Source organism: Paracoccus liaowanqingii, assembly GCF_004683865.2.
Taxonomy (GTDB): Bacteria; Pseudomonadota; Alphaproteobacteria; order Rhodobacterales; family Rhodobacteraceae; genus Paracoccus; species Paracoccus liaowanqingii.
Window position 1 is genome coordinate 155,327 of the sequence record NZ_CP040765.1, and the last position, 13,949, is coordinate 169,275.

Sequence of the window (13,949 nt, forward strand, 5' to 3'; positions counted from 1 at the left end):
CCGCCGTTGTCAAAAGATCGAGCGTTAGTTGCTGCGCATCAAACAAGCGCGTGGTTCTGCTGTGTTTGCAATAATCCAAACATGCAATCAGCTATTTTGCTAAGCTCTGTCGGCGCCAGCCATCCACTGCCCTGTCAAGTTCACTGGTTCCGTTCTCGTCTGACCACCGGTCCCAGAAGTCGATCGTTCCACTCAGCGGCTCATATGTTGGGGCCGCGATGCGGATACGGGTAGGTAAAAGAATGGCATCGCCAACAACAAGAGCCTCACCGGTGTCAAGGACCGGGAGGAGATCTCCGAAGCTTCCTAAGCTATCTGGTAGAAGGCGACGAACAACCGCCTGATCCTCACCGTTGGTCAGGCGCATGGCAATCAAGTTGCTGCACTGGCTGACGACAGTCCTGTTTACTTCCGACGGACGCTGGCTGATGACCACAAGCCCAACTCCGTACTTGCGGCCCTCCTTAGCGATCCGTTCGAAGATGGCGATGGCGTTCTCGGCCATTCCCGAGCCTGCTGTTTCAGGTATGTAAAGGTGTGCCTCGTCGCAGAAAATTGCAACGGGATGCCTACTGCCGGCAGCTATCCATTGTTGAACTGAGAAAACTAGACGCGCTACCATACCGATAATCAGCGGCAGTATATCGGAGGGAACTTCGGAGAAGTCGATGATTTTCACTCCTCCGGACGTTTTACCGTCATTCCCTGAAAGTAGCGCATCTACTAATATGTCTAACCAGTCGAAAGCCAAGGTTTCTTCTGAACTAGGAAAGAGAAAGCCGAGACGGCGGTCCTCTCGTTTGGCGTCGAGGCGCTGAATGAGCCGGCTCAGTTTACCGTGAAAATCGCCCTGCTTATCGGACCCTGCCCTCGCGCCGGGTACCATCTCAGTGTTTAGGCGAATTAATTCATCTATCACATTAGTAATTTTGAATGGCACCGGGCTGTCAATGGTGAAATTTGCCAGTACACTCTCATGCTCTCCGGCCTTTAGATAGTCAGTCTTAGCGCCGACAATTGCCCGAGACATTACCATGGCTTGATTGGGCGCATTTTGATCGCTGCGATCTACAAACATTGAGAGAAGAGCCTCGTAGCTCAGCAGCCAATATGGAAGGTGCAGCACGTCTTCATTTAGCCCCTTTCCTTCTTCGATGTCTTGAGGCCCCGCAACCCGAAGATGGCGACATCCCTTGACTTTTAGCGAGCCATATTCCCCATGAATGTCAAACACGATAGCATTGGCACTAGGCAGAGCCGCAACCTGTTCGAGCAGACGCGCAGTCGTCCATGACTTTCCAGACCCGGTGCTGCCAACCACAACTGCATGCCGTTGAAAGAGCTTGTTACCGTTTACGAATGCTTCCGCTGCCGTATCAAGGGTATAATTACCCAAGGATAGGCGGTGGCCATCTTCTGAAACAGCTGAGATAACTTGCATGAAGCGGGTCAAGCGATCGCCCTCAAGTGCAAAACATTTGGCGTCAATCTCCGGCACGGTTTCCAACGTACGACGGAATACGTTGGGACGAGATCCGACTAGATCGATCAGCGTGCCGATCAGCGATACCCGGACGAGGTTCACCTCAGGATGTGCTGTATCAGCTTCAATTTCGGCTGCGCCGGTTCTCTGCTCAACGGCCGTTCGAGTGATCTTCTGTATAATACCAATGAGGTGTTGGCCGGCCAGACTACTTTGTAGCGCCACTAGGCGATTGACCTGAAGTGCCCGTAGCGCGTCTACATCGTCCACTCGAACGATCACCATGGCTGTGTCAACGGAAAGGACATGACCCAAGGCCTCGCCATCTGCGTATGCGAAAATACTCATGTCGTGTCTCCAAGCATGCAATTTAGAAAGTTAGGCAGGCTCCAAATCGCCGTGCCGGGGATTTCAATCCCATTAGGATTATCGGTATTGTAGGCGCGGGTTCCGCCGGCGTATTCTTCTAGGGCGAGATATTTACCGCAGCGGCCCCTTGCCAAGAAAGATTTGGTTGTAGGCGTCAGTTCTTTTGTCAGCACCAGAAGGGGCGCAGCTGTTGTCTCGCAGCGCTCGATTAATTTGGGCTGTACGTGCTCATCATTGAAACCGTAGCCAATGCAAAGGTATGCCCTGGCGCACTGCAAAGCAGCGTCTGAGCAACCAAAAATCGTCCGAAAAGGTTCACCGTGCGTTAGCCGGTACTTGTCGATACCAGGCGTCACCATAACGGGAGCATAAGTCGGCGGCGTCTCCAAGCAAGCCCGTGCTCCAATAATTTGTCCAAAGCTATCTTGAAACCAGTCCAACGAACCGTGAACCTTCCAAACGCATACGGTTCTTGCGACATCGCGTCCGTAATGAACACGTGTTCTCGGATCTCGTGCACGTATTTGCAGATGTCCGTAGTCAAAGCCCGTAAAGTGGCTAAAGCCCCCGGCATCTGCCGCGTACTCAGCAAGACGGTCGTAGTTGGTAGTGACTACATCAACCGTACGATGCGTGCTGTTGAATAGGTGCTGATACAGTCTAGAAAGCGGAAAGGTCTTTCGGTCAGCTAGCATCTCATTAAAGGCTTGTAGATCGGCTGGCATTAGAAATGTCCGTGTAGCCTCCACAACCTTTGCTGTCTGGCGGTCACTGAGGCGAGCTCTTCCAAGCGCAGCTTCCAAGTCGACACCAACATCGATCTGGTCACTAAAGGCCGCCCACTGGGTAGTTTCTTCGCTGTCCCAAGTTGGATCGATGTCCAGATCGCGCAGATGCCGACCTAGTGGCCACATCCCCGGAACGCCATGGGCAGCAGAAAAACCGCTGCCTAGCACTATTGCTGGCGCAAGCGATAGCACGCCCTGTGAGTATTCCTGAATCTGCTCGATCATGCTTTTAGGCGCCATGGTCCCCCCGGCAATCAGCTTAGGCTTAGGCATGATGCAACACTACCTATGCGTTAGCAAAAATATTCGCCACGCCTAGAAGGCACTTCGATTGCGAGTCGTCTGGTGTCAACGATGAGACCGGACATCATACCTGGGCCGCTTTCGGGAGCTGATGCACCGTCAGAAAACCAGCGGTTTTCTTGCTGTCACGAAGTCGAGCACCGTCACATCGCGGAACAACCGGAAAACTCGTTACAAAAACCAGCGTCAGGTTGTTGGGTATCAGCAGTCGTTCTTGGCGAAGTTTGGCGGCTCAGGTGGCCAAGTCCAGGCGGAAGCAGGTCAGACGGGCAAGGGGTGGATCATCGCACGGGGGCGGCCGGCCTCTTCCCAAAGGAAGGCCAGCGTGATCGGCAGGCGGAAACGGCGGGGGCCGGCGGCGCCAGGGTTCAGCCAGAGGGTGCTGCCGGTTTCGTCAATGCTAGGCTTGTGGGAGTGGCCCGAGATCACGACATCCCACCCCTCGGCTCCCGGATCGGCCTGCAAAGCCTTGCGGTCATGGATCATGTGGATCCGTAGGCCACCGATCATGAGGCTCGCTGTTCCGGGCAGGGACTTGGCCCAGTGGCCACGGTCGATGTTACCGCGGATGGCTGTCACCGGGGCGATGCGCGCCAGGACGTCAAGATGGTTGGGGTCGCCAATGTCGCCCGCGTGCAGGATACGGTCTACACCTTCGAGAGCTTCCAGCGCCTCGGGGCGCAGCAGACCGTGGGTGTCAGCGATGACACCGATGCGTTCCCCGAGAGATGGCGGGCGAAGTGGTTGCATGAGGCAGCTCCTGTTGGCCATCGCATCCTGGTGTTTCGTCAGGCCGGTAAGATGAATTCGTTTATCCCGCCGATCAACCGGGGTAACTTAACTCTCGTCGACTGTTCTCATGGCTTGTGCCGCGTAATTTTATTCCGCCGGGCGCCTTCGACTTCGATTCACGGATAATGGGAGCAATGGACAGCACGATCATAAAGACGAAGCCGCCGATCAAGATAAGACCGGCTAGGGTGATGTTGCGTCTGCATTGAATTCGAAGCGACCAGCTTTGAAGCTCAGGTGCGCCCTGTTTGGGAATAGCCTCAGCTACGGCTGGTATTCCCAAGGATTGATGACATCGACACCCATTGCCTGAAAGGGTGCGGTGTCGCGGGTGGCAATACTGGCAACCTGCTGGGCTGCGACAATCGCCCCGATCTGTCCATCGGCGTGGCCTATAGTTTCGCCCCGCTCTCGCGCCCTTGAGACACGCATGGCATAGAAGAGCGATGCAGTTCCATCGTAGGGCAGAATACGACCGGCAAAGTCATCCTGCAGCATCGCCTCAATCGTTCCAACAAGACGAGTCTTCCGATCTCCGGCAGGCAAGATGAACGCACCGAACAACAGTTCCTCTGCCGTAATGGCGGTCACGTAAAGATTTCCCGGTTCCTGGGCGTCAAGCCAGGCCATAACGTTTGGGTCCGGCGCAGGCCGCTGGACCTCCGATAGAACATTCGTGTCCAGGATGATCATGAGAACTCGGCGGCTTCACCGACAGTCTTGTCACGCGGTTGGCTCAACTCCTCACCGATCACTCCCATGTCCTGAAACCGAGACCGCAGCTGCTGCCCAAATCCGCCCGAGTGTTTGGCAACGTAGGAACTGACCAGGATCGCACGAGCCTCTGCTTCGATGCTGCGCCGGTTGCTCGACGCTTGCTCCCGAAGGTGATTGTGAACCTCGTCAGGGAGGTTCCGGATCATCATGTTTCCCATGGTAGCCTTTCTCTTTAGATAGCGCTTAAAAAGGGATGATATCATCGTAGAGTATGATGTCAAAGTATGGGTTTTGATATCAGCCAGCTCGTATTATCCTTGTCCATCAAACGGACGTTTTCCGGACGCATCTGAAAGTTGTGCATGAACAGGTTTTGAAGTGAGTATTCGGACAACTTGATTATTGGATGAGTTTGTGGACATTTGCGGGAGTCAGGCGCTCAAAACTGCACTGTCCAAGGAAATACGATGTCACTCATAGGGTACGCGCGGGTCTCGACCTCCGAACAGGATCTCGCCCTTCAACTCGACGCGCTAAAGGCTGCAGGCGCGACGCGCATCTTTGAGGACCGTGGGGTGTCTGGAGCCAAGGCGGAACGCCCTGGATTGAATGCGGCACTCTCCTTCCTTCGGGAGGGTGACACGCTCGTCGTCTGGAAGCTCGATCGGCTTGGCCGGTCGATGACCCATCTGCTGCAGACCGTGGCAGAACTTGAAGGCAGGGGGGTGGGCTTTCGGTCCCTGACCGAGACCATCGATACCACCACCCCGACCGGGCGGCTTGTGTTCCACCTGTTCGGAGCCCTTGGTCAGTTCGAGCGTGATTTGATCCGCGAGCGAACTGGCGCAGGCTTGAAAGCTGCCGCGGCACGAGGGCGGAATGGGGGTCGTCCCATTGCCCTTACCGCTGAGAAGGTCGCACGTGCCCGTCAGCTGATCGCGTCCGGCCTCAACGTTCGCGAGGCCGCCACCCGAGTGAAGGTCAGCAAGTCTGCCCTCTATTTGGCTCTGAAAGACAGTTCGGCGCTGGTTGGATGACCGACGTTCCTCCTTGGCGCGCGGCAACCAGTCGCAAGGCGGGGACAATTGAATTGGGTGCGGCGACCTCGATCGCATAGAAAGCAGACTATCACAGGACATGAACAGATCGACGCGAGGAGCCCTAACCGGACCATTCAAAACACTGGAGACTTAAGGCGGAATATGGCTTGAACCTCTATTCGTTAACCAGGTCGTGAGGTAGTGCGTGATGGAACTTCTGCCGTTCATTTTTATTCGTCATGGCGAAACAGACTGGAACCGCGCAGGTTTCTTTCAAGGACGAAGCGATATTCCTTTGAACGAAACGGGCAGAGAGCAGGCGCGCGCAGCTGAGCGCAGATTGGCTAACTTATCTGTTTCGAAGGTCATGGTCAGTCCGCTAAAACGTGCAATGGAAACCGCGACGCTGGCGTTTCCCAACAGTTTGGCTCTCATCCAGGTTGAACAAGACCTTATTGAGTGCGACTTTGGGAGCTTGGAAGGTAAACCTATCAAAGATGCAATGAACGAATACGGCATCACTCGTAAAGAACAGCTCGCGGAAATCCTGCCGACGGATGGAGAATCTTGGTCAGCCGTGCTCAAGCGCTGCAAAGCGCTTTTAGCTAAGATCGCAGCGCTTCAACGTTTCGGGTCGACGGTTGTATTGGTCGGGCATGATGCTGTGCTTCAGGGAATATCAGAAACTTTGACAGGCCACTGGTTTCAAAGCGAACATGGCCAGCCGCACTATTTCGAAAAAGGCCCCGCCGGTTGGGAGGTTGTAAACAGCATATGCCCAAGTAACGCAGGATGACCACTCCGTCCCGCATCGCAAACGGATGAAGGCGGCGGCTGAGGGGCAGCTATGCGGGTCGATCAGGGGTACACCTGCTCGAGAGCGTCAGACGAAAGGATCATCCCCGGCGTTACGATGGCTAAATTTCTCATCCAGCCCCAGCACATCTTCTCGTCAGTGGCTTCAACACAAGGGAAATGACCTATTCGATCCTTCAATAATGCCTGCCCAAGCGGAGCGTCAGGCCCTGTGATATCTCGAAGCGGCTGAGGCATGACAAGTAGGACGCCAGCGTTTAGCGCTGCTGCAAATGGCAGTTCCGCATTATAGAACTTCCCATTTTCAAACATAATTTCAGTGTCGTATGGCATATTCATTGCCAAGATCCCGGCAAACAACGCCATTGGCCCAAGATCGTAGCTCTCAGCCCTCACACTTGCCAAGCTTGTGACGCGGAAAACGGTATAGGCTTGCTCAGCAATGAAGAGGTCTAGCGGTGTCTCTGTAACGCCCTGCTGTTCGTCGACATAGATCGCGACCGGCCCACCGCCAGATGGACGGATCACCCCGACAGATGCCCATTCACCATTTTCGTTATCTCTGACAATTTCATCAAAATCGTTAAGGCCGTTCCGGAAAACTAGATCTCCGGGAAGCCAGTCCCATGCAGCTTCTGCCGTCATCAAAGAAGAGCCCGACTGACCTAGTTCCGGCCCAGCCAAGGTGTCGTCCTCTTGCGCCCCTATCGGTGTGGCAAATGCAAAGATTGCCAAGGTGGTAGAAATCAGGTGTTTCATAAGCTTCCTTGCTGTAGATATTTGCCAGCGACAAACAAGCCCGGCTACGACTGACCGCTAATGGAATATTAACGCCGACGCACGTCCGGGCCTTGGTGGCGGCGATGCGGGACGGAGCTGCCGGTCAGGGGTAGACCTTAGCAAGTGCTCCGGATGAGATTAGGCTATCGGTCGTGACTATGGATAGGTTCTCAACCTGCCCCTCCCAACAACTGTCGAATGAAACCTCATATTCGCAGTAGCGGTGTGCTTCCAGAAGCTGCCGAAACTGTGGGTCAAGGTTCTGCGGGCTGTTCAGAAGCGTGACCAAGCGGACCGGAGACCCGAGCACAATACCAGCATTGAGTGCGCTTTCATAAGCCAGTTCTGCGCTGTAAAATGCACCGTTCCCGAACAAAAACTGTGTGTCCTGAGGCGCACCGTAAACAATGGACAAGGCAAATTTCGCCATAGGTCCAGCAGTCATCACATCCGTGTTGGGGTTATAGTTCGGGTTCAGGTGGATTGGGCGGTAAACAGCATATTCGTCCCGGGACAGCCCCTCGATATATGCATCCAGCATGTCCTCCGTTACACCGCTGTCCATATCGACAAAAACCACACGGGGGCCACCACTGCTTGGACGCAAAATTCCGACGGAGGCCCACTGCAGGCTCAACGTGCGTTTGACCATTTCATCTGAGTCGTTCACTGTCAATCGGCGCCCAATATTGACCCCCTTTCGGCGTGCAATTTTGACCCCTTAGCTGTGTGGTGATCAGGGTCTGTCCCGACGCAGCTGATCATGTTGCGGAGGCGGGACAGACCCTGATCAGGCGCGGTTCTTGAAGCGCCAGGACTCGTTGCCGGTTTCGAGGATCTCGCAGTGATGCGTGAGGCGGTCGAGCAGGGCCGTTGTCATCTTGGCATCGCCGAAGACGGCCGGCCATTCGCCGAAGGCAAGGTTCGTCGTGACGATGATGGACGTGCGCTCGTAGAGCTTGCTGATCAGGTGGAACAGCAACTGGCCGCCTGCCTGAGCGAATGGAAGATATCCCAGTTCGTCGAGTACGATGAAGTCGAGACGGGTCAGGTATTCGGCCGTGCGCCCCTGTTTACCGCTGCGGCTCTCGGTATCGAGCCTGTTCACCAGATCGACCACGTTGAAGAAGCGGCCTCGGGTGCCGTTCCGTATCAAGGCGCGAGCGATCGCGATGGCGAGATGTGACTTTCCCGTGCCAGTGCCACCGATCAGCACGACATTGCGCTGGTCGGCCACGAATGTGCCAGTCGCAAGATCGCGCACCAGGCCCTCGTTGACCGGTGTGTCGGCAAAGTCGAAGTCTTCGATATCCTTCGCGAGCGGCAGCTTTGCCACGGTGAGCTGATACTTGATCGATCGGGCCTGCTTCTCGGCGATCTCTGACTGCAACAGATCACCGACAATACGGGGCGGTTCGAACTGGCGCTTGATACTGGTGGCCATGATCTCGTCATAGGCGCTGCGCATCCCGTAGAGCTTGAGAGTGGCCATCAATTCCAGAACCTGGGTGCGTTCCATCGTAGTTTGTCCTCCTGAGGCTGTCGTAGCGTGCGCAATCAGCCACGGGCTCGTGGGTCAGCCGCAACGCGGTGGGGGTGAGAAGCAATGGAGGTGGTGCCGGGTCCCGGCTGCGCGCGAGGATGTTGATGATGACCGGCGCCGAAAAGACGCCCTGTGCGAGGGCCTCCTGGCACGCGGCTTCCACAGCAAGGAGGCCATCGGTCGCGACGCAGCCGAGGATTGCCACCATCTGTCGGTCGCCGTCATTCATGCTCTTGAGCTTGCGGCGCACCGTCGCTATCGCGGTCGGCAGCACCCAGTTCTGGAACGGGGCACCATTCCGTAAGGCGCCGGGTTTGCGTGCCAGAACAGGCACATAGTGCCAGGGATCGTAGACCGTCTCGTTCCTGCCAAAGCAGCGGGAATGTTCTGCCACGATGACCCCGTCCTGCCGGATGACGATCTTCTCGGCATAAGCGTGGACTTCGACGGGCCGTCCGACAGCCGTCGAGATCACGGAATACCTGTTGTTGTCGAACCGGACGAGGCAGGTCTTGGAGACGGAGGCCGGAACGGAATGGAAGCCGTCAAACGAGCCGACATAGGGGACGAGGGTCGCGCGCTCTGTCTCGAACATCTGCCAGATCATCTGATCGCTGCGCTCAGGGTGCTTGTGCGCCTTCGCATAGGCGATGCATTTGTCGAGCAGCCAGACGTTCAGCTCGTCCAGGCTCCTGACCCGAAGCCTTGGGGTGAAGAACCGTTCGCGCACAAGGCCAACCTGGTTCTCGACCTGGCCTTTCTCCCAGCCCGACGCAGGCGTGCAGGCAACCGGCTGAACCAGATAGTGGCTGCACATCTGCAAAAAGCGCCGATTGTAGAGCCGCTCCTTGCCGATAAAGACCGCCTCGACCGCCGTCTTCATGTTGTCGTAGATCCCGCGCGTGCAAGTGCCCTTGAAGAAGGCGAAGGCCCGGTCATGCGCGTCGAACATCGAAGCCACCGCGGCGCCATCGGTTTGAGCCCGATGGCTGAGGCTCCTGGCTCTCGCGCATATACGCCCGGGCGAACATCATGCGGCTGTGGCAGAGCCTGACATGCGCGACCTTGACCGTCGTCGTCACGCCGTTGATCAGCACGACCTCATGGCTCCAGTCGAATTGGTAGGCCTCGCCGGGCGCATAGTAGAGCGGCACGTAGGCTTCGGCAGCCGCTGATCCGCGCGCCTTCGACCAAGTCTTGGCGTAACGCCGGATTGCATCGTAACTGCCCTCGTAGCCGAGTGACCGGACCTCCTCGTAGATCCGGATCAGGGTCAGCCGTTCTCGCGACGCCTTGCCTTCATTGGCAACTAGGAACCGATCCACCTCCGACTGCCAGGGCCCAACCCGCGGCATCGGCTGATGGTCACGCTCGTAGGTGAAGTCCGTCTCGTCTGACCGCAGGATCTTGCGCACCGTGTTGCGCGACACATGCAGGTCCCGGACGATGCGCTTCATCGACCAGCCCTGCACATGAAACGCCCGACGCACCCGCGCTATCGTATCCACTCGCTTCAACTCCCCCTCCATCCGCTGCCTCGCAACGGATGGTCAGATGAAACCCGAGGGGGGTCAAAATTGGACGCCGATTACCCCGCCAAGGGGGTCAGTTTTGCACGCCGAAACACATCGTTCACGTCATTGCGGAAAATCAGATCTCCGGGTTGCCAGTCCCAAGTGGCTTCGGCCATGACTGTCGAATTGTCAGGCTGACTAAGGTCCGGTTCAGCCTCCTGTGCAGATGCCGCCGAACAACACGCGGCGATCGCAAAGCCAGCCCAAATCATGCGGTTCATAGGGCTTTCCTGCTGCTGATGCCTCTTACTACGGACCTTAGCCCTGTACCCGAATGACCGCAAAGGGCTCGCCGCGTTGATGCCTGTCTAATGCACGGGCGGTAGCGTTGCAGGACCAAGCAGACAGTGGTCAGCGCGGTTGAAATGCAAGTCGGACACCCAGAGCGCAATACAGGGTGCCCACCACTTTTCCTTGCCAACGCTGTATGGCGGGGTTGCTGCGTAAGGTTGCTCCGATAGCGCCTGCGCCGACCGCCACCAAAAGCGTGGCAGCAGTCCCCACCACGACGAACAGCAGGCCAAGCACCAGCAGTTGCAGGGCGACGTTTCCCTGATCTGGAGCAACGAATTGCGGCAGGAACGCCAGGAAGAACATGGCCGATTTCGGGTTCAGCACCTCAGCGAGACATGCCTGACGGGATGCTTTGCGCGGAGTGATCAGCGGCAAATCAGGCTGGCCCTGAAGAGAAGTCCGCTCGAAGATGCTACGAAGACCGATGTAGATCAAATATCCAGCGCCCAGCAACTTCACTGCCAGAAAAGCATTGGCAGACGCCATGACGATGGCCGACACCCCTACGACGGCCAGCAGGGTGTGAATTACATCTCCCAAGCCAATACCGAGGCTCGTAGCTATTCCCGCCCGAGTTCCCGAGGTTGAGGCACGTGCCAAAGTCAGCAGGATCGACGGCCCCGGAAAGAAGACGAAGCCGACCAGCACTGCGAGGTAAGTCAGAAGCACAGTCATTTCGGGCATCGCCATCTCCTTTTTCACACTTTGCAGATGCTAAGGACTAGGGCGACCGTCCGTAAAGGGCTCCTCGCGTCAATGCTTGCGCGACCTTTCCGCCTGATCTGGGTGGGCTGCAATGGTGGATGTTTCCGCCCATCCGTATTAGGCGACGTCAGTGCACGTGGCGCAATTCATCTTGAATCTGCAAAGGGGTGGGACAGCTCTCGGATGGTTGCAAGCTCCGTTTTTCTGGGCTTTGCTGCCGCAAACTTGGCAATTCAGTAGGAATGAAAAATGGATAGCACGACGAAATTTGCAGGTCGCTGCCTTTGCGGTGAAGTCACCGTGAGTGTCGATGGAGAGCACGACCCAAAGCCGGGCGCATGCCATTGCCGCATGTGCCAACGATGGACCGGTGGGGTCTTCCTTGCATTCACGGCCGCCGCCGAGGCGGTTACCGTGGAGGGTCCGGTCAGGCACTTTCAATCCACTTCCTTTGCTGAGCGCGCCTTTTGCGGCTCGTGCGGAACGCATCTTTGGATGCGAAACACGGATGACCAAGCAGCGGAGTACGATTTGATGGCCGGTTTATTTGAGGCCGCTTATGATTGGCCGCTGCACTCTGAGATCTACACCGACAAGGCCATGGCTTCGATCCGGCTGGAAGGCGATCACCTTCGGAAGACCGAAGCCGAGTACGAGGCATCCAATCCGCACATCAATTGAAACGCCTGTAACGCGCCCACCTCGGCATAGACCGCTCACCGCTAGGCACTCCCGGCAACGACCAGGGGCATTGGGCTCTTCGCGTCGATGCTGTATTACGGCCGTGAGGCTGCTTTCCAAAAAGGTGTGGTGATCGCGGTAACTGCAATCGCCGATCCCAATGGCAGCCCGTGACTGTCAAGCAAAAACGTCATTTTGACCTTTTGTCGGACCAAAAGGTCATACTGCTTTCGCAGGCGGGCAGACGCATCCACATACGGCAGTTCCAAAGCTGCAACGCGGATCAACGAATGCCCGCCTCCCCTGCCCCTTTCTCGAAGTGTCCAAAACCGATCGTTGGCGCAACAGCGTCAAACGTGCTGCAAAAGCCGTCTCAAAGGCGACTTTTGCAGCATGTCCATTGCGGACTGGCTTTTGCAACATTGGGAAAGCATGTGATGGCGATAGGAGGCTATCCGATGGCATCGACCAGCGGTCAGGAGCATCGGCTGCAACACGATGCTCTGAACGCCGCAGGATGCGACTATGTTGTCTCGGAGGCCGAAAGCGGCGCGGACGAAAACGCGCGGCCTCGGTTGCGACGCCTGCTATCTAACCTGTCGGGCGATGACACCCTTGTCGTCTGGCGGCTGGATAGGCTGGCGCAAAGCGTCAAAGAGCTGATCACAGTTGCCAACAGGCTTTCCGAACTGAAAGTTTGCCTGCGGTCTTTGAACGAACAGATCGACACCACGACGCCGCAAGGCCGGATGATGTTTCATGTCTTCGCCCTGATCGCACAGTGCGAGCGTGACCTGATCGCGGAACGCACACGGGCCGGACTGGAAGCTGCCCGCGCCAGTGGCCGCATCATAGGACGCCGGCGCCTCTCGGCGCCTGCCCAAATTACCCAAGCTCAAGCATGGTTAACGTCCACGCAAATGACGCAAGCTCAGGCGGCGAAGGCCCTTGGGGTCAGTCGAGCCACCCTCATACGGGCGCTTTCTCCGGCCATGGAGCATACCGAATGATCGGCACTGTCGCGGTTTTGGCTTTGTCGCAGATGATAGGACCTGGCGCTCTACCCGCCACGCCTCAAGCCTTACATCTGTGTCTGTTTCCGGAAGATCCTATCGTCAATGAACAAGTCCTAGCGGAATACGGGATTTTGCTGAAAGATGAATATGATAGATATTTCAGTGACCTGAACGCCTACCTCATGTGTCTTCAACGGTCACATGCTGACACGATCGAACGGGGCACCGTTTGGCACAATCGCTACAAAGAAGCGTTCCCAACGAACATAATTGAATGATGCAAGATATCATTTGCCAGGCATGGTGATGTTCTCATGTGCTGTCGCACCCCAAAGGAGGTTCACGATGAGATTGAAAATTCTGGGAGCTGCAGCCTGCGCCGCAGCCCTGGCGTCGGCACCAAAAGCTGACGCCTATGCAATTGATTGCGCAATCCTGCTGTGTCTGGCAGGCGGCTTTCCTGCATCAACCGAATGCACGGCAGCCAAAGTCGAAATGATCCGTCGCGTTACGCCGTTTCCCATCGAGCCGCCTTTGCAGCTTTGGAACTGCCCTATGGGCGCAAGTGGCATGCCACCGCTTCCCAACACTGGCAGCGATGGTTTGTCGGACGAAATCCGGGGCTACCGTGACGGCATCGAGATTTATCACGTCGACTACGAAGGCCAGCGCAACAGCGGTGGCGTCAATGTCAGAGATTCGACGCAAGAAGGCTTTTACCACGAGAACGGGGACTTCCGTTGGGTTGGAACTAGCCTCGGGAATACCCCGTCATGGGTTCAGGAGACCGTCGGCTATCGCGGTATCGACACGAGCAGGTCGATCCGAGGGATCGCCATGCGAACCAGAGACTACGAAGGTCAGGTTTCTGAAGTCATATGGCAGATCTACTGATGCAGATAGTTGAACGCTTATCGCCACTCAATCAGATACCGCATCTGCCCCTCTCGCGTGGCCTGTGCGGCCAAATGCTCGCAAAGGGAGGGACGAGTATAATCAAATAAATCCACCACCCCAAAAGGAAACCCCCCGCGCGGGGGTCCGCACG

Annotated in this window: 16 protein-coding genes and 1 pseudogene; 6 read left to right on the top strand and 11 right to left on the bottom strand. The window is 56.5% G+C overall.

All coding sequences use genetic code 11. The features are described from left to right. Positions 1-91: 91 nt before the first annotated feature. From E4191_RS22810 to E4191_RS22830, 5 genes are all read right to left on the bottom strand, one after another. Positions 92-1,831, bottom strand: coding sequence for an ATP-binding protein (locus E4191_RS22810; RefSeq protein WP_139616567.1), 1,740 nt, complete (start codon positions 1,829-1,831; stop codon positions 92-94). After that, a complete protein-coding gene (locus E4191_RS22815) occupies positions 1,828-2,865 on the bottom strand; it encodes an SIR2 family protein (RefSeq protein ID WP_176562868.1) in 1,038 nt (345 codons plus the stop codon). Before E4191_RS22815 ends, E4191_RS22810 begins: the two co-directional genes overlap by 4 nt. Before the next feature lie 339 nt (positions 2,866-3,204). Then, positions 3,205-3,693, bottom strand: a complete 489-nt coding sequence (locus tag E4191_RS22820; protein ID WP_139616569.1) for a metallophosphoesterase family protein — start codon at positions 3,691-3,693, stop codon at positions 3,205-3,207. A gap of 306 nt (positions 3,694-3,999) precedes the next feature. Continuing rightward, positions 4,000-4,428, bottom strand: a complete 429-nt coding sequence (locus E4191_RS22825) for a type II toxin-antitoxin system VapC family toxin (RefSeq protein WP_139616570.1) — start codon at positions 4,426-4,428, stop codon at positions 4,000-4,002. After that, entirely contained in the window at positions 4,425-4,670 is a 246-nt protein-coding gene (locus tag E4191_RS22830) for a FitA-like ribbon-helix-helix domain-containing protein (protein WP_139616571.1), read from the bottom strand. The genes E4191_RS22825 and E4191_RS22830 overlap by 4 nt, the downstream gene beginning before the upstream one ends. A 249-nt stretch (positions 4,671-4,919) precedes the next feature. Between E4191_RS22830 and E4191_RS22835 the strand changes: the two genes are divergently transcribed. Together E4191_RS22835 and E4191_RS22840 are read left to right on the top strand one after the other, a co-directional pair. Beyond that, positions 4,920-5,489, top strand: coding sequence for a recombinase family protein (locus E4191_RS22835; RefSeq protein ID WP_139616572.1), 570 nt, complete (start codon positions 4,920-4,922; stop codon positions 5,487-5,489). Between the two features lie 211 nt (positions 5,490-5,700). Continuing rightward, positions 5,701-6,288: a histidine phosphatase family protein gene (locus E4191_RS22840; RefSeq protein ID WP_139616573.1), complete on the top strand. Its 588-nt coding sequence runs from the start codon at positions 5,701-5,703 to the stop codon at positions 6,286-6,288. A 62-nt stretch (positions 6,289-6,350) separates the two neighbouring features. On the opposite strand, the gene E4191_RS22845 is transcribed toward E4191_RS22840, so the two are convergent. The 6 genes and pseudogenes from E4191_RS22845 to E4191_RS22870 form a co-directional block, all read right to left on the bottom strand. After that, entirely contained in the window at positions 6,351-7,067 is a 717-nt protein-coding gene (locus E4191_RS22845; RefSeq protein ID WP_139616574.1) for a C40 family peptidase, read from the bottom strand. A gap of 124 nt (positions 7,068-7,191) precedes the next feature. Further along, positions 7,192-7,764: a peptidoglycan peptidase gene (locus tag E4191_RS22850; protein WP_139616575.1), complete on the bottom strand. Its 573-nt coding sequence runs from the start codon at positions 7,762-7,764 to the stop codon at positions 7,192-7,194. Between the two features lie 114 nt (positions 7,765-7,878). Further along, positions 7,879-8,607: an IS21-like element helper ATPase IstB gene (gene istB, locus E4191_RS22855; protein WP_135312210.1), complete on the bottom strand. Its 729-nt coding sequence runs from the start codon at positions 8,605-8,607 to the stop codon at positions 7,879-7,881. Next, positions 8,540-10,148 (bottom strand): annotated as a pseudogene (gene istA, locus E4191_RS22860) (IS21 family transposase). Before istA ends, istB begins: the two are co-directional and overlap by 68 nt. A gap of 71 nt (positions 10,149-10,219) precedes the next feature. Continuing rightward, on the bottom strand, positions 10,220-10,426 hold the full coding sequence (locus tag E4191_RS22865) for a hypothetical protein (RefSeq protein ID WP_139616576.1): 207 nt from the start codon (positions 10,424-10,426) through the stop codon (positions 10,220-10,222). 130 nt (positions 10,427-10,556) lie between these two features. Next, positions 10,557-11,183, bottom strand: coding sequence for a LysE family translocator (locus E4191_RS22870; protein WP_176562881.1), 627 nt, complete (start codon positions 11,181-11,183; stop codon positions 10,557-10,559). 270 nt (positions 11,184-11,453) lie between these two features. On the opposite strand from E4191_RS22870, the gene E4191_RS22875 reads away from it, so the two are divergent. The 4 genes from E4191_RS22875 (at position 11,454) to E4191_RS22890 (ending at position 13,795) form a co-directional block, all read left to right on the top strand. Next, positions 11,454-11,885 carry a GFA family protein gene (locus E4191_RS22875; protein ID WP_139616578.1) on the top strand — a complete coding sequence of 144 codons (432 nt, stop codon included), beginning with the start codon at positions 11,454-11,456 and terminating at the stop codon, positions 11,883-11,885. Between the two features lie 170 nt (positions 11,886-12,055). Next, positions 12,056-12,895: a recombinase family protein gene (locus tag E4191_RS22880; RefSeq protein ID WP_228461916.1), complete on the top strand. Its 840-nt coding sequence runs from the start codon at positions 12,056-12,058 to the stop codon at positions 12,893-12,895. Further along, a complete protein-coding gene (locus tag E4191_RS22885) occupies positions 12,892-13,179 on the top strand; it encodes a hypothetical protein (RefSeq protein ID WP_139616579.1) in 288 nt (95 codons plus the stop codon). The genes E4191_RS22880 and E4191_RS22885 overlap by 4 nt, the downstream gene beginning before the upstream one ends. Before the next feature lie 67 nt (positions 13,180-13,246). Continuing rightward, positions 13,247-13,795: a hypothetical protein gene (locus tag E4191_RS22890; protein WP_228461917.1), complete on the top strand. Its 549-nt coding sequence runs from the start codon at positions 13,247-13,249 to the stop codon at positions 13,793-13,795. Positions 13,796-13,949: the final 154 nt, after the last annotated feature.